Origin of the sequence: Streptomyces sp. NPDC001339, assembly GCF_042895955.1 — a bacterium.
In the GTDB taxonomy this organism is placed as follows: Bacteria; Actinomycetota; Actinomycetes; order Streptomycetales; family Streptomycetaceae; genus Streptomyces.
Map to the genome: position 1 here is coordinate 211,448 of NZ_JBIAWT010000008.1, position 20,147 is coordinate 231,594.

Consider the following 20,147-nt stretch of genomic DNA (forward strand, 5'->3'; position numbering starts at 1 on the left):
ATGTAGTCGGGTTACCGTTCGAGTGGCGTTGCGGGGTTTTTCCGTTTGACACGGGGGCGGGAGGTACCGTCACACTCCGCAGCGTCAAGCGTCACCGCAGTGCCTCCCCGGCGTCCGGCCGGGGGCATTCCCAGCGTCGACCGGAGAGAAGAGCGAAGTTGTCCCCGACCAGCGAAGCCACAGAGGGCGGCGGCCGCCGACTTGTCATCGTCGAGTCGCCCGCCAAGGCGAAGACGATCAAGGGCTACCTCGGCCCCGGCTATGTGGTCGAGGCCAGCGTGGGGCACATCCGCGACCTCCCCAACGGCGCCGCGGAGGTTCCGGCGAAGTACAAGGGGGAGCCCTGGGCCCGGCTCGGGGTGAACGTCGACGCCGACTTCCAGCCGATCTACGTGGTCAACAGCGACAAACGGGATCAGGTCAAGAAGCTCAAGGCGCTGCTGGCCGAGTCCGACGAGCTCTACCTCGCCACCGATGAGGACCGGGAGGGCGAGGCCATCGCCTGGCACCTCCAGGAGATCCTCAAGCCCAAGGTCCCGGTCAAGCGGATGGTCTTCCACGAGATCACCAAGGACGCGATCCGGGAGGCCGTCGCCCATCCGCGCGGTCTGAACCAGAAGCTGGTCGACGCCCAGGAGACCCGCCGGATCCTCGACCGCCTCTACGGCTACGAGGTCTCCCCGGTCCTGTGGAAGAAGGTCATGCCCCGGCTGTCGGCCGGCCGGGTGCAGTCCGTCGCGACCCGGCTCGTAGTCGAGCGGGAGCGCGAGCGCATCGCCTTCCGCTCCGCCGAGTACTGGGACCTGACCGGCACCTTTGCCACCGGGCGCGCCGGCGATGCCAGCGACCCGTCGACGCTGACCGCCCGCCTGAACACCGTCGACGGCCGCCGCGTCGCCCAGGGCCGCGACTTCGGCCCGAACGGGCAGCTGAAGAACAGCGACGTGCTCCACCTGGACGAGGCGAACGCCCGCGCGCTCGCCGCCGCCCTCGAGAACACCGACTTCTCGGTCCGCTCGGTCGAGTCCAAGCCGTACCGCCGCTCGCCGTACGCCCCGTTCCGTACGACCACCCTCCAGCAGGAGGCCAGCCGCAAGCTCGGCTTCGGCGCCAAGGCGACCATGCAGGTGGCGCAGAAGCTGTACGAGAACGGCTTCATCACCTATATGCGTACGGACTCCACCACGCTCTCGGACACCGCGATCGCCGCGGCCCGGGCGCAGGTGACCCATCTGTACGGTGCGAACTACCTGCCGGACAAGCCACGCACCTACGCAGGCAAGGTCAAGAACGCCCAGGAGGCGCACGAGGCGATCCGCCCCTCCGGCGACCGCTTCCGCACCCCGGCCGAGACCGGCCTGACCGGCGATCAGTTCCGGCTCTACGAGCTGATCTGGAAGCGGACCGTTGCCTCGCAGATGAAGGACGCGACCGGTAACTCCGTCACCGTCAAGATCGGCGGGCGGTCCGCCGACGGCCGGGACGCCGAGTTCACCGCGTCCGGCAAGACCATCACCTTCCACGGCTTCCTCAAGGCCTACGTGGAGGGCGCCGACGACCCCAACGCCGAGCTGGACGACCGCGAGCGCCGGCTGCCGCAGGTCGCCGAGGGCGACCCGCTGGCCGCGCGGGAGATCACCGCCGACGGCCACGCCACCAAGCCGCCCGCCCGCTACACCGAAGCCACGCTGGTCAAGGAGCTGGAAGAGCGCGAGATCGGCCGCCCGTCGACCTACGCGTCGATCATCGGCACCATCCTCGACCGCGGCTATGTCTTCAAGAAGGGCACCGCGCTCGTCCCCTCCTTCCTCTCCTTCGCGGTGGTCAACCTCCTGGAGAAGCACTTCGGCCGGCTGGTCGACTACAGCTTCACCGCCAAGATGGAGGACGACCTCGACCGCATCGCCCGTGGAGAGGCGCAGGCCGTGCCGTGGCTGCGGCGCTTCTACTTCGGCGAGGGCGAGGGCTCCGGCGGCGCCGCGGAGGCCGGCAACGGCGACGGCGACCACCTCGGCGGGCTCAAGGAGCTGGTCGAGGACCTCGGCGCGATCGACGCCCGCGAGATCTCGTCCTTCCCGGTCAGCGACGACATCAAGCTGCGGGTCGGCCGCTACGGCCCGTACGTCGAGCGCGGGGAGAAGGGCGAGGAGGGCCACCAGCGGGCCGACGTCCCGCAGGACCTGGCACCCGACGAGCTGACCGTGGAGTACGCGGAGGAGCTGCTGGCCAAGCCCAGCGGCGACTTCGTGCTGGGTGTCGACCCGGACAGCGGCAACGAGATCGTCGCCAAGGACGGCCGCTACGGCCCGTACGTCACCGAGATCCTGCCCGAGGGCACCCCGAAGACCGGCAAGAACGCGGTGAAGCCGCGCACGGCCTCGCTCTTCAAGTCGATGTCCCTGGACACCGTGACCCTGGCGGACGCGCTCAAGCTGATGTCGCTGCCGCGGGTCGTGGGCGCGGACCCCGAGGGCGTGGAGATCACCGCGCAGAACGGCCGCTACGGCCCGTACCTCAAGAAGGGCACCGACTCGCGCTCCCTGGAGAGCGAGGAGCAGCTCTTCACCATCACGCTGGACGAGGCGCTGGCGATCTACGCACAGCCCAAGCAGCGCGGGCGGGCCGCCGCCAAGCCGCCGCTGAAGGAGCTGGGCACGGACCCGGTCAGCGGCAAGCCGGTGGTGGTCAAGGACGGGCGGTTCGGCCCGTACGTCACCGACGGCGAGACCAACGCGACGCTGCGCCGGGACGACGACGTCGAGACGATCACCGCCGAGCGCGGCTACGAGCTTCTGGCGGAGAAGCGCGCCAAGGGGCCGGCGAAGAAGACGACCGCCAAGAAGGCACCGGCGAAGAAGGCGGCGGCGAAGAAGACCACCGCCAAGAAGACGACTGCCAAGAAGACCGCGGCGAAGAAGACCACCGCGAAGACCACCGCGGCGAAGAAGACGACCGCCAAGAAGGCCACGGCGAAGACTGCGGCGGCCAAGAAGACGGCGGCTTCGGCGACAGCGACGGCGACGGCGTCGGCCGAGGACTAGGCAGTACGGCCTGGGCGGCCGGGACAGGCGGGACGGGCGGGCTCGGCGGAACGTATCCGCCGAGCCCGCCCGTTCGCCTTTGATCCCGTCCGCTGATCCCATCCGCTCGCTTTTGAGTCCGCCCGCTGATCCCGTCCGCTCGCTTTTGATCCCGCCCGCTTGTTCGGGTGGACGCCCGAAGGCGCCCGCCGTCCCGATAGGCTGGCGAGATGACGCGAGCCGAGCAGCCAACGGTCGTGACCCCCACATCAGGCGCCCTGGCGGCGGATTCCCGCGAGCGCGCGATGCGAGCCCTGTTGCGCTTCCCCCCGCTGAAGCGACTGTGGAGCGCCCACGGTGTCGGGGCCATCGGCGATGCCCTGTCCATGCTCGTCCTGGTACTGCTCGCCCTCCAGGCGGCGCTGTACGTACCGCCGGGGGCCGAGGCCGTCCTCGGCGGTGGCTACCAGGGCGCCGCCTTCGCGGTCACCGCGGTCTTCGCGGCCCGGATGCTGGCGACGCTGCTCTTCGGGGCGGTTCTGCTGGGCCCGGTGTCCGCGCTGATCTCTCCCGCCGTTCGGCGCGCGGGCGGAGCCGTGTCCTCCGGTCCGCTGGACCGGCGCTGGACGATGATGGGCGCCGACGGGCTGCGGCTCGCGCTGCTGGTCGTCGCCCCCCTCTGGATCGACTGGACACCGGGCAGCGCGCTGGCCTGGGTGCTGGTCACGGTCTTCGTCACCGGCGTCGCCGAGCGCTTCTGGACCGTCTGCCGGGACAGCGCCGCGCCCGCACTGCTGCCCACGCCTCCTCCCGAGGGCGCCGCCGTGAGGCCGCTGCCCGACAACATGGACGCGCTGCGCCGCCTCTCCCTGCGCACCACCTTCGTGGCACTGCCGGTGGCGGCCGCCGCCCTGGTGGTCGTCACGCTCGTCAGCAAGCTGCTGGGCACCGGCGTCGAGTGGTTCGTCCGCCACGAAGCCGCCCTCGGCTCCTATGTGGCCGCCGGTCTGTTCGCCGCGTCCGTATCGATCCTCTACTTCATCGAGTTCCCCGGTACCGCCACGCCGCGGCCGCGCTCCCCTCTGGAGGGGCTGCGCCGGCCCAAGGCCCCGGCTGCCCCGGCCACCCAGGGGGAGCAGGGGCAGCAGGCGGGGCAGGCGGGGACGGACAAGGGCCGTACGGGCGCGGTTCCGCTGCTGGTGCTGGCCTGCGCGTCGGTCGCTGCCGGGATCGCCGCCGCCGTCGTCCTCGCCGTACTGCGCGCCTCCGATCTGGCCGGCGGACCGGCCACCTTCGCCCTGCTGGTGCTCGCGCTGACCGGCGGCACCGTCGTCGGCATCCGCGGTGCCCGCCGGGTGCTGCCCGCGCTCTCCCGGCGCCGGCTGCTCGCCCTCGCGGTGGCCGCGACCGGTGTGTCGCTGCTGGCCATGGGCCTGGTCCCGGACACCACGACGGTCCTGGTGCTGGCCCTGCTGGCCGGTGTGAGCGCCGGCACCGCCGCCCATACGGGGCACGTCCTGCTGGACCAGGAGTCCGAGGAGTTCCGCACCGCCCGTACGACCGAGCATCTGCACGCCGTCGTCCGGCTCACGGTCGCGCTGGCCGCCCTCGCCGCGCCGCTGCTGGCCGCCGTCATCGGCCCGCACCACCTCGGGGACGGCGCCTTCGCCGTCGCCTACGGGGGCGCGTCCTACACCCTGATGCTGGTCGGCGCCCTGCTGCTGCCGGTCGCCGCCTGGGTCCTGAGCAAGCTCGACGACCGGGCGGGCGTACCGCTGCGGCGCGATCTGCGCGAGGCACTGCACGGCGGCGGCGACCCGGACCAGGCGCCCGCCCCCACCGGCTTCTTCATCGCCCTGGAAGGCGGCGACGGCGCCGGCAAGTCCACCCAGGTCGAGGCGCTCGCCGAGTGGATCCGTGGCAAGGGCCACGAGGTCGTGGTGACCCGCGAGCCGGGCGCCACCGCCATCGGCAAGCGGCTGCGCTCGATCATCCTGGACGTCGCGACGACCGGGCTCTCGGACCGTGCCGAGGCGCTGATGTTCGCCGCCGACCGCGCCGAGCACGTCAACAGCGTCATCCGGCCCGCCCTGGAGCGCGGCGCGGTCGTCATCACCGACCGCTACATCGACTCTTCCGTCGCCTACCAGGGCGCCGGCCGCGACCTCGCGCCCACGGAGATCGCCCGGATCAACCGCTGGGCAACGGGTGGCCTGGTCCCGCATCTGACCGTGCTGCTCGACATCTCCCCGGAGACCGCCCGCGAGCGCTTCACCGAGGCCCCCGACCGGATGGAGTCCGAGCCCGCCGAATTCCACCAGCGGGTACGGGCCGGGTTCCTGACCCTGGCCGCCGCCGACCCGGCGCGCTACCTCGTCATCGACGCCGGCCAGGAGCCGGAGTCCGTCACCACCGTCGTACGCCACCGCCTCGACCAGGTGCTGCCGCTGTCCGAGGCCGAGCTCGAGGCGCAGGCCGAGGCCCGTAAGGCGGCCGAGGAAGAGGCCCGCCGCCGGGCCGAGGAGGAGGCCGCGCGCAAGGCCGAGGAGGAGCGCCTGGAGCGCGAGCGCGAGGCGCAGCTCGCCAAACTCCGCGCCGAGGAAGAGGAGCGCAAGAGGCAGGAGGCCGAGCAGGCCAAGGCGCTGGAGGCGGCCCGTCAGGCGGCCGAAGCCCGGCAGCGTGCCGAGGAGGCCCGGCAGGCGGCGGAGGCGGAGCGGCAGCGCCGCGAGGCCGAGGAACGGGCCCGCCAGGCCGAGCGGGAGCGGCTGCGCAAGGAGCACGAGGAGCAGGCCCGGCTGCGCAAGGAGGCCGAGGAGCGCCGGCTGGAGAAGCAGCGCAAGGCGGAGGAGGCCCTGCTGCGCGCCGAACAGGCACGGGTGGCGGCAGCCGAGGCGGCGGCCGCCGCGGAGGCCAGGGCGGAGGCCGAGGCGGCGAAGGCGGCTGAGGCCGCTGAGGCGCCGACGGCCGAGACGCCGGTGGCGGATCTGCGGAAGCGCTATGCGGAGGGCGGTGGCGCGGAGACCGACGGCGTGGAGAACGGTGGCGCGGAGACCGACGGCGTGGGGAACGGTGGCGCGGAGGGCGATGGTGCGGACGCCGGCGGCGTACGTGACGACGCGTCATCCGGCTCGCCCTCATCCGGCTCGCCCTCCGTATCCGGGGCCTCCGCATCCGGTTCCTCGACGTCCGCTGCCTCCGTATCAGCGGCCTCCGCATCCGGTGCGGCAGACGAGACGGCCGTGCTGCCTCCGGTGCGGGATCCGCGCCGGGCCTCCGGGGGCTCCGACGCGGAGGAGACCGCGGTGCTGCCGCCCGTACGGGCCGATGACCCCGCCGACCGGGTGCCGCCGTGGATGTTCCGCGAGGAGAACCCGAACGGCGCAGCGCCCGGGGCACCTGCCGCCGCCGATTCGGGCATCGAGCGCACCCGCGAACTCCCGCAGATCGACCCGGCGACCGGCCGGCCCGTCGAGAGCCCGCAGCCGCCGCAGCGCGGCCGCCGCCGACCCGATTGGGCGGAGGAGACCCCGCTCGACGATCTGCCGACGCTCGCCGATGAGCTGCTCGGCCCGCATCCGGACGAGGAAGCGGACGGCGGAGCCGGGGGTACCGGCGGCACTGAGGGTGGCAGCGGTACCAGGGGTACGAGCGGTACCGGCGGCACTGAGGGTGGCAGCGGTACCAGGGGTACGAGCGGCACCGGCGATGACGGCCGCCGTGGCGGCCGCGGACGCCGCCGTTAGCCGAAGGACCGCCCCATTCGGAGCCCTCGCCGAAGTCGTGTTCGGAGCTCTCGCCGAAGCGCCGTCCGGAGAGGGCTTCCGGCCCCTCCCCTCCCCGTCACACCGGCTGTGGCCGCAGCACAAACGCTGCGGCCACAGCCGTTTCCGCCTTCCACCAGCCTCCCGCTCCACCACCCCCTCACCGCCCCCTCACCGCCTCCTCCGCTCCCCTTCCCCTGCCTCCGGACGACCGCCCGCGAGTGGCCCGGCCCCCGGCTTCGGGATTCGTTTGTCAGTGGGTTGCACCACAATGGGTCAGGCGAGTCAGGACCAGCACGGAACAGACAGGAACGGCAGGCAGCGATGGCGGTATGGGACGACCTGGTCGGCCAGGACCGGGTGACGGCGCAGCTGGCCGCGGCCGCACGCGATGCGGACGCCCTGGTCACCGCCGAGCACGCCGCGCAGAAGGCGCGCCTCGGCGCGCAGCCAGGCCGGGGGTCGGTGCCGGATGCGGAGCCCGCGTCGGGTGCGGACCCGGCGCGAGAGGAGCAGGGGGAGGAACAGGGCCCTTCGGCCGGCCGCGGCGGCGCCTCCCAGATGACGCACGCCTGGCTGTTCACGGGCCCGCCCGGCTCCGGCCGCTCCACTGTGGCCCGCGCCTTCGCCGCCGCCCTCCAGTGCGTCAGCCCCGACCGCGCCCTCGGCGGTACGCCCGGCTGCGGCTTCTGCGACGGCTGCCATACGACCATGGTCGGCACCCACGCCGACGTCGAGATCGTCCGTACGGACCTGCTCTCCATCGGCGTCAAGGAGACCCGCGACCTGGTCCGCCGCTCCTCCCTCTCCCCGGCTGGCGGCCGCTGGCAGGTGATCGTCCTGGAGGACGCCGACCGCCTCACCGAGGGCGCCGGCAACGTCCTGCTCAAGGCAGTGGAGGAGCCAGCCCCCCGTACGGTCTGGCTGCTCTGCGCCCCCTCCATCGAGGACGTCCTCCCCACCATCCGCTCCCGCTGCCGCCACCTCAGCCTGCGGACGCCGCCGGTGGACGCGGTCGCCGACCTCCTCGTACGGCGGGACGGCATCGAGCCGGAGGCCGCGGCCCGCGCCGCCCGCGCCAGCCAGGGCCACATCGGCCGGGCCCGTCGCCTGGCCACCGACGAGCGCGCCCGCACCCGCCGCGCGGCGGTCCTCAAACTCCCGCTCCGCATCGACGACATCGGCGGCTGCCTCAAGGCCGCCCAAGAGCTCATCGATGCCGCGGGTGAGGACGCCAAGCAGGTCGCCGAGGAGGTCGACGCCAAGGAGACCGAGGAACTGCGCGCCGCACTCGGTGCCGCGGCCGGCACCGGCGGCCGACTGCCCCGTGGCACGGCGGGAGTGATGAAAGAGCTCCAGGACAAGCAGAAGCGCCGGGCGACCCGCACCCAGCGCGACAGCCTCGACCTGGCCCTGGTCGACCTCACCGGTTTCTACCGGGACGTCCTCGCCCTCCAGATGGGCGCCTCGGTGCCCCTCGCCAACGACGAGGTCCGCGACAGCGTCCAGCGCGTGGCCGCGGGCTCGACCCCCGAGCGCACCCTGCGCCGCATAGAGGCCGTGATCGCCTGCCGCGAGGCGCTCGACCGCAACGTCGCCCCCCTGCTGGCGGTGGAGGCCATGACCGCATCCCTCCGCGCCGCCTGACCCCCCTCGCCCCACAACCACCACCCACCCTCACCCCACTCCCCACCACCCACCGTCACCCCACTCCCCACCACCAACCGGCCTCACCCACCCATCAACCGCCCCGAAGCCCACCACCCCACCCAGAGACCGTCACTCAAGGTCGCAACCCCACTACCCTCCGCGCAAATCCACAACGACCCCACAAGAACCGCAAGCGCCCCCCACAACGAACCACAACGAACCACAACGCCCCGCAGGGAACGACAGAGCTCGACAGAGACCGAACAGGGATCGACAGGGATCGATAGGGATCGACACCAAGGGACCGCTCATGGCCACCAGCCGCCTGCTCCGCACCCCCGCCGCCGCCGTCCTCGCGGCCACCGCTCTGCTGATCTCCGGCTGCTCCTCGGGAAGTTCGACCCCCGACGCCGACGCGTCCCCGGGCCGTACGACCGAAGCCGGCGTCCAGCGCCCCGTCGAAGACGCCACCCTCCAGCCGCTTCCGGCCGCCGTGCCCGCCGACCTCCGGCCGTACTACGACCAGAAGCTCAGCTGGCGTCCCTGCGGTGTCGCCGGCTTCGAGTGCACCACGATGAAGGCCCCCCTGGACTACGCCGAGCCCAGCGCAGCCACCGACCTGAAGCTCGCGGTGGCCCGCAAGAAGGCCACCGGCCCGGGAAGCCGGCTCGGCTCCCTCATGGTGAATCCGGGCGGCCCCGGCGGTTCGGCGATCGACTACCTCCAGCAGTACGCGCCCCAGCCCGCCTCGGTCCGCGCCCGCTACGACATGGTGGCGATGGACCCACGTGGCGTGGCCCGCAGCGCACCGGTCACATGTCTCTCCGACAAGCAGATGGACCGCTACACCGAGACCGACCAGACCCCGGATACCCCGGCCGAGGTCGACAAGCTCACCGCCGCCTTCCGCTACTTCGCCAAGGGCTGCAAGGCCCGCTCCGGCAAGCTGCTCGCGCATGTCTCCACCATCGAGGCCGCCCGTGACATGGACGTCCTGCGCGCCGCCCTGGGCGACAAGAAGCTCACCTACGTAGGTGCCTCCTACGGCACCTACCTCGGCGCGACCTACGCCGGTCTCTTCCCGACCCGGGTCGGCCGCCTGGTCCTCGACGGTGCCATGAACCCGGACCTCGACTCCCGCACGGTCAACCGGGACCAGACCGCCGGTTTCAACACCGCCTTCACCGCGTTCGCCGAGGACTGCATCAAGCAGCGGAACTGCCCGCTCGGCCGCAAGAACGCCGAGGACGCCGGCCGGCAGCTCTCCGCCTTCTTCAAAAAACTGGACGCCCAACCGGTCGCGACGGGGGAGGAGCGCAAGCTCACCGAATCCCTCGCCATGACGGGCGTGATCGCCGCGATGTACGACCAGCGTGCCTGGCCCATGCTGCGTGAGTACCTCGCCCAGGCCAAGGCCGGCAACGGCCGCGGGCTGCTCGCCCTCTCCGACAGCTACTACGAGCGCGAACCGGACGGCAGCTACGCCAACCAGATGTACGCCAACCCCGCCGTCAACTGCCTCGACCTCGCACCCGCCTTCACCAGTCCGGACGAGGTCCGCGCCGCCCTGCCCAGCTTCCGCAAGGCCTCCCCGGTCTTCGGCGAAAACTTCGCCTGGGTCGCTCTGAACTGCGCGTACTGGCCGGTCAAGGCCTCCGGCACGGCCCATCGCATCGAGGCCAAGGGCGCCGCCCCGATCGTCGTCGTCGGTACCACCCGCGACCCGGCCACCCCGTACACCTGGGCTAAGGCCCTCGCCCAGCAGCTCTCCCACGCCACCCTCCTCACCTACGAGGGCGACGGCCACACCGCCTACGGCCGCGGCAGCGACTGCATCGACACCGAGATCAACACCTACCTCCTCGAAGGCACCGCCCCACCCAAGAACAAACGCTGCACGTGACCTGCCCCACATCCGCCTCCCCCCGGCCCCCGCCCCCTCTGACCAGCCCCTCAGCCGAGTACGAACCACCCCTCCACGGTGTGTAGACTGGGCCGCGCACCACGCCGCCTTAGCTCAGTTGGCCAGAGCAACGCACTCGTAATGCGTAGGTCTCGGGTTCGAATCCCGAAGGCGGCTCAGCGAGAAAGCCAGGTCAGACCCCCTCTGACCTGGCTTTTCTCTTACCGGAGGAGTCCACCTTAACCAGTGGCGGCGCTTCGGTTCGTGCCACCAAATCCAAGGGGAGCGCAAGGGGAGCGCATGAGCGCAGAGCTTGTGCAGAGGGGTGCGCGAGAAAAACCGTCTACGGGTCGCCGAACGGCCCGGCGAGGTCCCTTGGCGATCAAACCGGTTTTGTGGAAACGCTCCAACGACGGCTTCTAGGCTGGCAACGTGGCAGATCCAATGGACACCCTCCCGTTCAAGACCCTCGTGGCGCAGGCGAGCGCCGTGCTGCTGACCCACGGAGTCGAGGTGGAGCCGACGGCTGTGCAGGGTGTCGCGACCCATCTCGTCGAGACCGCGGCCAAGCAAGCGGGCATGGACCGCGAGGAAGCCATCCACCTGATAACCCCAGAAGCTGTCGCTGAGGTCATCATGCGGGCGACTTCCGAGGATGATCAGAGGGGCGCGCATGCGGTTCGCCCGGTGCGGATCGACGATCGTACGGTCAGCGCACCCGTCGAAGCGCTGGGCCACCTGGTCATGGCGGCATCGCAGGCCGGCAAGTACGCCACCCTCAACGATGACGGTCCGGCCGCCGCCCACCTTCTGGACCTCGCCACGGAGATCGGCGCCGCCCTCGTGAAGCACCATGCGGACGGCGCAGCGAAGATCCCGGTCGGGGCACTCGACGAACTGGCCGATCTGGTGGACACAGTGGCCGACCGGATCGAGGAAGACGGCTGGAGCATCTGCCCCTGCGGTGAGGACCACGGTCAGGACAACGTGGATGCGGGTACCACTCCCGTAATGCGCCACCACGCCGCACTTGCTCGCGGCCTCAGGGAACAGGCTGCTGGATGACCGGACGGTTGCCAGAAGGAGGCACCGCAACTGCAGTGACCTTCGTGTCGGCCACGGGGGCTGCGCCGACGTAGCCGCTGCCCTCAGGTTGGTGTCGGTTGGGAGCGGAGCCGTTCGATTGCCGGGGTGCTTCGACCTTGCTTAATGATTACCTGTTGTCGGTAAGTGGCTTGTCTGATCGTCGCTTCGACGGCCTCGAACGGGGCGTTGGCCACGGTGAAGGTGTATCCAGGGGCCTGGTGGGGCGAGTTCTTCCCGTAGCAATGCGCCCTGCGATGTCCCGTGGTTCCTGGCGCAGTGTCGGCCGGGACGCCGTGGATGTGCCACACGCAGCACCAGGCACACCAGATCCGTAGGCTGCGTACTCGGTCGCTGGTCTGTCCGGTCAGGAAACCCCAGAGAGGTTCCGGACGTTCTGTTGCATCCGCCATGGCGGCAGGCTATGGGCACGTGTCGGGATATCGGTCATGTGACACCAACAGCGCTGGAAGACTCACGGCACGGCTGTCGGATCCTGCGGCTGCGGTGGCTGCTGGACCTAGAGTAGGGATGACGATTTTCCGCAGCGCGTCGCTATTGCGGCACGCCAGCAACTGCCCGGCTTAGACCAAACCGCGCCAGTCTGACGGGACATGTTCAAGTTTCTGCTGCTTCCCCGTTTTTCTATCTGGCGGCTTGGCCACCCAGCATCAGCAAGGAGAATCCGCAGTGGACGAGAGCCCCGTCGCCCAGTCCGGAAGTGAATCGGCCATGGAGCAGAACAGGGCCGTCCAGCGGGCCGGCGAAGAGATTCTTCGCGTCGGTGGTGAGTGCGCCACCCGAGCCGACCTCCTCGACTACATCGCCGAGGTGGGGCACGTCGCCTCCGCCATTCGTTGCGGGTTGATCAACGCGGCATGGCGGGCATTGCTCAGTGGTGGTGCATCACTTGACCAGCGTCCTGGGACACGAGAGGTCGAGCGTGCGCTCTCGCTGTGGACTCCAGTCACGGACGATAATCACCCGGCCGAATCCACTTTTATGCATGCAATCGTCGACGTTCTGAAACTCGCGGAGTGCCTTGGGCAGGCGACGCAGACAGCGTGGTTGGCTGGGTTGAGCGAAGAGACACGCATCGCCGCCGACGAAGCTCGCGATCGAGGTAGACGCGACACCCTGAACCGGGTCATGCAGGCCGTCAAGGCCGGTCTCCAAGCATCCCTTCCAGCCGACATCGCCGCGGAGGCAGCGGCAGCGATTGCGGATGCCATGCGTAGCTCCCAGAAAGACAATAAGGACTCGGCCAGTTCCGCGCAGGATCTCCTATCAGGCACCTGAACTGGCATTTCTGGCTTGCTGGGAGGCTTCGCCTGGCGAAGAGGCTGCCTTCGCCGGCCCTCCGTCGCGCGCTGGCCCCGGCTCGCGAGTGCTACTGCGCGCAGCGCGCAGCTCCGTCCGACGGGAGGGGCCCGAGCTTGTCCCAGGGCGAAAGCGGAGCGTTTGGTGCGGGGCTGTCATCCGGGCTGCCGTCGGGGTGATCGCTGATCCAGCCGAGACCGCCTGGGTCGAGTCGGCGGCGAGCTCGTGTGACGGCGACGTAGGCCAAGCGGGCCTCTTCCAGATTGAGTTCCTTGGGTAGCGGGTCGCCTTCTTCGTCGACTTCGTCGCTGGGGGCGGGCTCGAAGTCCGGTGCGATCCGTACGGATGGCCATTCGCGGCCTTTGGCCTTGTGGGCGGTGGAGACGGTGACTTCTGCCTGGCTTTCGGGGCTGAGGCGTTGCACGGCGTCCAGGATGACTTCGACGCCGTGCTCGTCGATTACGTCGACGAGGGGCAGCAAGTCCTGCCCGGATGGATCGTAGGTGGCGTACTCCTGCAACTCGCCCCAGTTTTGGAAGAGCACAAGTTCGGGATGGGTCGTGCGGCGCCCGGCTTTGAGATCAGCCGCGGCGTTGGCCAGGGCAGCCAGGGCATCGCCGCCTCCAACCAGAGCGACCCGGCGGTTGTTGTTGAGCAGATCGAGGATCTCCATCATGGCGCCGACGTTGGTGCGGCACAGGATCGCGTCCGGGTCCGCGACCGGCCCGATGAAGGTGTCTATGTCGGGGGCGCCCTGCAAGCGGATTGGTGCTTCTACGATCGCCAGCCACCGGTTGGCTTCCTCCGCCAGGGCTGGGCCGAACCGGAAGGACTGCGACAGGGAGAGCTGGTCGCCGTCGAAGTCGGTCATGACGTCCCGTGCTCCCCGCCAGCCGTAGATGGCCTGGGCGGAATCGCCGACCATGACCAGCTGGGCATGCGTGCGCTGGTTGGTGAAGACCTCCTCGATCACCGGGTTGGTGTCCTGGGCTTCGTCCAGGAGCAGGTAATCGGCGTGGATCTTCGGCTTGTTCAGGGCCCACATTTTCAGGTAGTGGTCGTGCTCGAAGCGGACCACGCCTTCCTCGGGGTGCTGCAGGTCCTCCCAGGCTCGGCGGGCGTAGGGAAGGACGATGTTGGCCAGCTGGAAGTGAAAGTGTTGGTCTTCCAGGCCGCGGAGCATGGGGACGTGGTGCGGGCGGAAGTCGGTGTCGGCCGAGTAGCAGAACCGCTTCACGGTGCGCAGCACGGTGTATGAGAGGGCTTTGTTGGTCACCTTGCGGTCACCGATCCGCACGGTCATGTTGACGGCGATACCTAGAGCCTCGCCTGTCTTCCAGCTGGGCTGGCGAGGGGCGTTGAGCCGTTCGGTGTAGCGGTTGCCGACAGCCGCGAAGGCCAGAGAATGCGCGGTCCGGCAGTTGACGTTGGCCGGGAACTTCCTACGGGCGTCTGTTGCAATTGACGTGTTGTAGGCCACGTACCGGCCCCGTCGGCGGTCGCTTTGGGCCAGCATCACCAGCGTAGTGGTCTTCCCTGTGCCAGCACCGGCCTGCAGTGCGAGGTTCTGGCCCGAGCGGAATCCGGCGATGGCTGCCTCCTGCTCCCTTGTCGGAGAGGGGCGATGGCGGGGCGCCGGGAGACCTCGGTCGTAGCCCGACCTGTCAAGCGCGCCTGGCGCGGAGACGGAGGACTGCGGGACAGGTGCAGACGGCGGCCGATCGCGATGGCTGATCTGCAGGTCAGGCGCTGTCAGCGGTGCCGCGCGTTCGGGCTCGTCCGGGGTGGAAGCCCGTAGTTGCTCCAGCCAGCCTCGTGCGAAGGCCACTGCCTTCTGGATGACGTCCAGGTCGGCACCCGCCCGGCTGCGCACGCCGATTTCGCGGTTGATGCGGTTGTTTACCTCTGGGTAAGGCAAGCCCGAGCGTCGCGTCAGTTCGGCAACGAGACGGCGCAGTTCGGCCTGGGGATGGAGCGCGGCGGAACGTACCGGGATCGGCGGCGCCTCGGCAGGCGCTGTAAACAGCTCCATCTGGTCATCGTTGGGCGGGGCCGACTGCGCTTTCCGCTCCTCTGACGGCGGTTCGCCACTCATCCACGCCTCCCCTGAGAGTACTCGATTGAGTGCAGAGGGTAATTTATCGGGACGCCAATCCGGAACCGTAAATCACCCGAACTGCCCAAAACGGGAGACCTGCCTTTCGTGTTGGGCGAAGTGGCCGTTTGTGACGGCCGGCCCTTCTCCCCTGTCTCTCCGGGAGTCGCCGTGAGTTCACGGATGCGGATCTGGCACAGCAGCCAGTCGAAGACGCCAGTCAAGGACTCTGTCGAGCGCTGCACTTGGTGTGGGAACTCCGTCGAGTGGCATGACACTTTCGAGGGAACTCGCGTCCCGATCATCCCGCGGGAATTCCCCGTCAGGGCTGTGCCTCCCCGATACCGCTGGCACCTGTCGAACGGCACCGCCTACCTGGGAGCCAATCCACGAGATTATGGCCACTGCCGTGTAAAGCACTCCTCGGTCTGTCCGGCCGTCGAACACGACGACCTCGATCCCGCCATGCAGCCCCTGGTGCGCGCCCTGGCCATCGGCATACAGAAGGCGATCGCCGAGGGGTTGTTCGTGCCTGCGCCGGTCGGGCCGCGTGGCGAGGCCGAGGTGCAAGAGCCTGATCCGGCTACTGCGGAAGAGCGTGGCGGTATTCGTCATCTCATCAAATGCAGCGGACTGCTCCGTATCTGCCCTGGCCCTCTAGATGAGCTGACCTGTGTGGCTGCCACAGCCGAAGGCCGTTGCGAGGGATTGGTCCTCGACGAAGACGAGGGGTATTGGGAACAGATCGACGCTCCCCACTTGCCGGGCCGTGCGGGGCAGATGACCTTCCTCGAGCTCCGTGGTCGGACGTGGGTGTGGAGTATCGACAAAATCGATTACCAGCATGCGCTGCGATGGCTGCGCCAACGCTGCCACGACCACGGGAAGTACGGGTCCTACCCCGATGCTTCCCCCATGGAACTGGTCACCTTCGACCCATACAGGCACGGCGACTTTCTGATCAGCGACCGACCCGCAGGCTACCGGGCCTCGTCCGCCCGAGAATGGGAACTCCCCTTGGGCCGCGCAAAACGGCAACGCTGCGCCACGGACGACTGCCACAACAGCACGGTCATCGCCGTCGAACACGGCTGGCTGTGCTGGCAATGCGAGAAGCGAGCCAATCGCCGACGCGCCGTCCACGCAAAGTGGCAGGTCGGGGCATCAGCCGTCCGAGCGCCTTCCACCGAGGAGGAGCCGACGGTCGCTGAACAAGGCACCACCGCCTCCGACGGCACCCTGCCTTAGTCACTTTCCGGCTTCCGATTCTCTTCTCGCCTCGGACTGCGTAACGAAGCCGTCGAGGATCCATTGCCCGCAGTTCCCGCCTACCAGGTCGTAGATAACCGGGGTAGTCATCAGCCGCGCCGCGGAGGCGGCACCGAGAGCTGCGGTGTGGGCGTCACCGGTGGCCCCGGACAGATCGCGCCATACGGCGGTCAGGGACGTGGCGGCCTCGGCCAGCACTGAAGCGCTGGTGTTGGTATCGGGGCCGTCTTCCAGACTCTGCAGCCCCTGGAGGTACTCGATGAAGCCTTCGGGGGTCCAGTGCTCTGGGTGCAGGCGCAGCCATGCCAGCGATGCGTCCAAGGGCAGCGGCTGAACCGTGTCCGGAGACGTGTCTTCGCCCGGGGTGGCAGGTGGGACGGCTGGGGGCATGTCCCTCTCTGCGTCGGCACGGGTGGTAGTGACGGGATTCTTTTCCAGCACGGTGTAGAACAGCGTCCGTGTCGCGGCGCTGAGTTCGACATTGCTGTTCGTGTATGGCTTGAGCGGATAGTCGAGCCCTCCGCCCATGGCGTCCTGCACGTACGCTTCGAAGCGGTTCACCGCGTGGGTGCTCATGTTCGCCCGTGGGGCGCCGGGATGGATCTGTGCGGCGTCGGCTGCCCGAACTGCGGCGCGCCAGGCCAGATTGTTGATCTCGCCGAGGGACAGTGCCCCTGCGGCGCGTTCGGTAGCATCGCGAAGCCGGACGAAGTGCGTGTCTGGCACGGCGGGCAGGTGCCGGACCTGGAGCTGGTAGTCGAAGTAGCGCAGGGCTTCACGGGCGATGAGTTCTACCAGCACGTCGATCAGCTCGTGCTGCCGTTCGAGTGTCATCCGGGCCGGGTTGAGGCGGTCGATCAGATGGGCGTCCAGGCCAGCCGCGCCCGTGCCCAGGCCGGATCCGTAAGGCGAGTAGTGCGCAGCGCGTGTCGGATAGTAGCGGTCCGACAGCTCAGGCTGCCCAACCGCGTCCAGGTCACCGCCGGCTTTTGCGAGAGCCTCCTCGGCGGTCTGGGGTTCCTCCCAGATGAAGGCGCTGGTGACGCTGTCGGGGTGGACGGCCAACAGCCCAGCCCGGACGGTCTCGGCTACCGCGCCCGCCACCAGCTGCGGCTCCGGAAGAAGCAGGGCCTCCCATTGGTCGACCGGGCCCAGCGGGTTCGCGCTCGCGGCGTAGCGCAGCAGCGCTAGCGCAGTAAGTTCGGTGCGGACAGCCGCATGTGGGATCGGCGCTTCCTTAAGGTGGCGCACCGGATAGCCATCCCGGATGGCCTCCCGTTGCTGTGCTGACCACTGGCGCTTGATGTCCTGCTCGCTTCGTGCGCGCTGCGCCTGCTCCTGCAAGGCCGTACGTTCGGCAACGTGTTCGGGGGCGTGCAGGCGGCGGAGTGCGTCCTGTATGCGCGGGGTGCAGTCCACGCAGGCAGGGTCGCCGCCTTCGGACAACTGCTGATAGGCCCACCGCGAGGTCAGAGTCAGTGGTCCCGCGCAGCGTGGGCAGGACCGGTCGGGCAGGATCGCCCGGACCCCTGCGGCCGCGGCGACGTGGGGCTTGCCCCAGCCATGGATTTCCAAGCTCGTCGCTCTGAAACGCCAGGCGACCCAGGCTGAGTTCGGGTCCCGCGCGACGATCTCCCAGTACCGTCGCCCCAGCGCGACCAGTTCCTCAGGTGCTTCGGCGACCGGCTCGATCACAGGCCGGGGGATCAGGGCCTGGGGCTCAGGCTCGTCATTCCGTCCGGTCGATGTTGCGGCTTCGCCGTCTGCGGGCCGTGGCACTACCGAGGAAGTACAGGAAGCGCAGCGGCGCCCGGGGGACTGGAGCCGGGCCAGTTGACCTCGGGTACGAACGGACACGGGATGCCCGCACTGGGAGCACGCCAACCGCAACGCCACGGCATGGGAGCTGGCTGAGACCGTTGCTGTGGTCGATGGGTCTGGTACCGCGTGCTTCCAGGCCCCGTCCGGGGCCAGTGCCCAGTAGGCCAGGCACATCGAGCGCACCTCGGAGGAGACATCGGCGGTGATGATCACCTTCAGGTGTGGGTCCTCCTCCGAGGGCTGCACCGTAACGAGGTCGGCCGCAATGCTCCCGCCAGCGGCTTGCTGTCGTTCACGTTCGCGTCGCCGGCGCCTTTCGCGTTTGCCCATAACGTGCCTCGCTGAGTCGTACCGCGTGCTGTCGTGCACCCTGGTGGGCCAGGGCCAAGTTGGTCGCAGCCTGATTGGAGGCGGCCACACCGATCGGGAGAGTACGTCGCTCCGAGTACGCCGTACGGGTGACTGATTCCGTTGATGTTCCCGAATGCACAGCGCCATCGGAGAAGCCGGCCGTCGAGTTGTTCACCGAGACGAGGGACAGGCAGTGGCCGCCGTGCTCTGCACCTGGCGGCCCGAGCAGGGCTGCTGCCGCTCGGGGGCGGCGCAGTCGTGAGGGGCCTCAGCCGAACACACGAGGAGCTGGGCTGGGGGCACTTTCCCCCCATGGTCAGCCCTGCCGACCAGCGTCAGCACAACCACATCTGCTCGTGGTCGGGCAGGTCGAAGTGGTGGATCCGGTCCGCATCCAGCACGCCGAGGCTCGTCAGGAGGGCGGCCTCCCGGGCGTTGCGTAGGAAGATGCGCATGGTCAGGAGCTGGGGTGCCCGGCACAGTAGCTCGGGGCACGGCCGGACGATCCCGTACACCTGGCTGATTCTGCCGACCCTGTGCATGGCCAGTCCGTACGCGAACTCCGCCACGCCGCCCAGCGGAGACCGGATCTCCGCTCGGGCGCCGTTTTCTTTCCAGGAAAGTGCCGTTACAGCATCGATCAGCTCCTGGACCTGGGCTTCCGATAGCTCCGCCCACCAGCGCGCGGCGGTTTGCCGCTCACGGTGCTCGCGTTCCAGCCGGCGCTGCTCGGCGAGCCGAGCCTCCTCTTCTCGGGCAAGGCGTTCCGCCTCTTGCTGCGCCGTGAGCTTCGCCCGTTCCATCTCCCAGATGCGCATCTGCTCCCTCCAGCGCCGGTCCGCTTCCTCCCGCTCCTGCTGCTGTCGGCGCTCCCGCTCCTGTCGTTCGGCTTCCTCCCGCTCGCGCCGGCGCCGTTCGGCTTCCTCGGCGCGCTCCTTTTCGCGAGCCTCCTGCTCCCTTCGCCAAGCCTCCTGGCGCTGCCGCATCTGCTCGTGACGCTCCTGCGAGGCGGCCGACTTCGCGCTTGTCCACACGCTCCAGCGCCGGGCCAGCCCTTGCTCCTTGGGAAAGTAGATCCGGCGGTAGCGTTTCAGGACGTGGCAGGGGGAGACCTGCTTCTCCAGCGCCCACCGCACAAACACAGTCAGCCGGGCGGGCGTGCTGATCCACAGCCCCTCCTGGTAGTCGAAACGTGCCAGCCCCTCAACGACGCTCCATCCGTGGGAACCGTCGCGCGGAGCCGCCCGGATCGCCGGCACGGCGTCAATCCACGGCACCCAGTCCCGGGGCGACACCCAGCAGACCGCGATCTCCTCTGCCGCGTAGCGCGCCGTTCGTTCTCGCACCTCGTCATGGGTGATGGCTGACAGCTGTGCCTCCCAGGCCATACGACGCGCTCCGTCCGGTGAAGACGCGAGCACGTCAGCACGCCACGCGCCGTCTTCGGCACGCACTTCGAGGTCGGCGTGCCAGCCGGCCTCCCGGACCACGGTCGCCAGTTCCAGCTTGAGCAGATGGTGTTCCAGCGACTCGTTAGACAGCTCGCATTCGGAGGGGCGACCAGGATCATGGGCGAAGTACCGCATTCGGCGCGGCGACAGCTTGGCGTGGACCCCGTGGCCGCACTCGGGACACGTCAGCAGGACGCGCGGCCGAACGCGGTGCACCCGGCCCCAGTCCAATCCACAGCCGAGGTCAAGCATCGTGGCGTCGATCCGCCCGAGTTCTGGGTGCGTGGCAGTGAATGCCATGGAACTGCTCCTTCGCAGGTTCATCCAGGTAATTGCTCACCGTGTTTGGATGCCTACGGAATTAGCAGCGGGCACTGACAATCGATCTCGCGATGGCGGTGGTGGCCAGATGCCTGGCCGGGC

Annotated in this window: 10 protein-coding genes and 1 tRNA gene; 8 read left to right on the forward strand and 3 right to left on the reverse strand. The window is 69.4% G+C overall.

All coding sequences use genetic code 11. The features are described 5' to 3' along the window. Window positions 1-158: 158 nt before the first annotated feature. From topA to ACFY12_RS24625, 7 genes are all read left to right on the forward strand, one after another. Window positions 159-3,041, forward strand: coding sequence for a type I DNA topoisomerase (gene topA / locus ACFY12_RS24595; RefSeq protein ID WP_390718044.1), 2,883 nt, complete (start codon window positions 159-161; stop codon window positions 3,039-3,041). Between the two features lie 209 nt (window positions 3,042-3,250). Next, on the forward strand, window positions 3,251-6,763 hold the full coding sequence (tmk, locus tag ACFY12_RS24600) for a dTMP kinase (protein ID WP_390718045.1): 3,513 nt from the start codon (window positions 3,251-3,253) through the stop codon (window positions 6,761-6,763). 342 nt (window positions 6,764-7,105) lie between these two features. Next, window positions 7,106-8,428 carry a DNA polymerase III subunit delta' gene (locus ACFY12_RS24605; protein WP_390718046.1) on the forward strand — a complete coding sequence of 441 codons (1,323 nt, stop codon included), beginning with the start codon at window positions 7,106-7,108 and terminating at the stop codon, window positions 8,426-8,428. A gap of 313 nt (window positions 8,429-8,741) precedes the next feature. Further along, window positions 8,742-10,334, forward strand: a complete 1,593-nt coding sequence (locus ACFY12_RS24610) for an alpha/beta hydrolase (protein ID WP_390718047.1) — start codon at window positions 8,742-8,744, stop codon at window positions 10,332-10,334. Window positions 10,335-10,437: 103 nt separating this feature from the next. After that, window positions 10,438-10,511 (forward strand) — tRNA-Thr (locus ACFY12_RS24615). 267 nt (window positions 10,512-10,778) lie between these two features. Then, a complete protein-coding gene (locus ACFY12_RS24620) occupies window positions 10,779-11,399 on the forward strand; it encodes a hypothetical protein (RefSeq protein WP_390718048.1) in 621 nt (206 codons plus the stop codon). A gap of 708 nt (window positions 11,400-12,107) precedes the next feature. After that, window positions 12,108-12,716: a hypothetical protein gene (locus tag ACFY12_RS24625; RefSeq protein ID WP_390718049.1), complete on the forward strand. Its 609-nt coding sequence runs from the start codon at window positions 12,108-12,110 to the stop codon at window positions 12,714-12,716. A gap of 91 nt (window positions 12,717-12,807) precedes the next feature. Here the strand turns inward: ACFY12_RS24625 and ACFY12_RS24630 are convergent, their stop codons facing one another. After that, complete coding sequence (locus ACFY12_RS24630; protein WP_390718219.1) at window positions 12,808-14,328, reverse strand: UvrD-helicase domain-containing protein; 1,521 nt, start codon at window positions 14,326-14,328, stop codon at window positions 12,808-12,810. A gap of 675 nt (window positions 14,329-15,003) precedes the next feature. Here ACFY12_RS24630 and ACFY12_RS24635 point away from each other — a divergent pair. Then, the gene (locus ACFY12_RS24635) at window positions 15,004-16,080 is read left to right on the forward strand and encodes a DUF6083 domain-containing protein (RefSeq protein ID WP_390718050.1); all 1,077 of its coding nucleotides are present in this window, start codon (window positions 15,004-15,006) and stop codon (window positions 16,078-16,080) included. Here ACFY12_RS24635 and ACFY12_RS24640 read toward each other — a convergent pair whose 3' ends face one another. Together ACFY12_RS24640 and ACFY12_RS24645 are read right to left on the reverse strand one after the other, a co-directional pair. Continuing rightward, window positions 16,081-17,796 (reverse strand): hypothetical protein, encoded by a 1,716-nt coding sequence (locus ACFY12_RS24640; RefSeq protein ID WP_390718051.1) that lies wholly within the window; start codon window positions 17,794-17,796, stop codon window positions 16,081-16,083. 812 nt (window positions 17,797-18,608) lie between these two features. Then, the gene (locus tag ACFY12_RS24645) at window positions 18,609-20,048 is read right to left on the reverse strand and encodes a competence protein CoiA family protein (protein WP_390718052.1); all 1,440 of its coding nucleotides are present in this window, start codon (window positions 20,046-20,048) and stop codon (window positions 18,609-18,611) included. Window positions 20,049-20,147: the final 99 nt, after the last annotated feature.

Coding starts and splice junctions, on each gene's coding strand:
- ACFY12_RS24620 (WP_390718048.1), top strand. CDS start 10,779: ATGGACACCCTCCCGTTCAAGACCCTCGTGGCGCAGGCGAGCGCCGTG.
- tmk (WP_390718045.1), top strand. CDS start 3,251: ATGACGCGAGCCGAGCAGCCAACGGTCGTGACCCCCACATCAGGCGCC.
- ACFY12_RS24645 (WP_390718052.1), bottom strand. CDS start 20,048: ATGAACCTGCGAAGGAGCAGTTCCATGGCATTCACTGCCACGCACCCA.
- ACFY12_RS24605 (WP_390718046.1), top strand. CDS start 7,106: ATGGCGGTATGGGACGACCTGGTCGGCCAGGACCGGGTGACGGCGCAG.
- ACFY12_RS24610 (WP_390718047.1), top strand. CDS start 8,742: ATGGCCACCAGCCGCCTGCTCCGCACCCCCGCCGCCGCCGTCCTCGCG.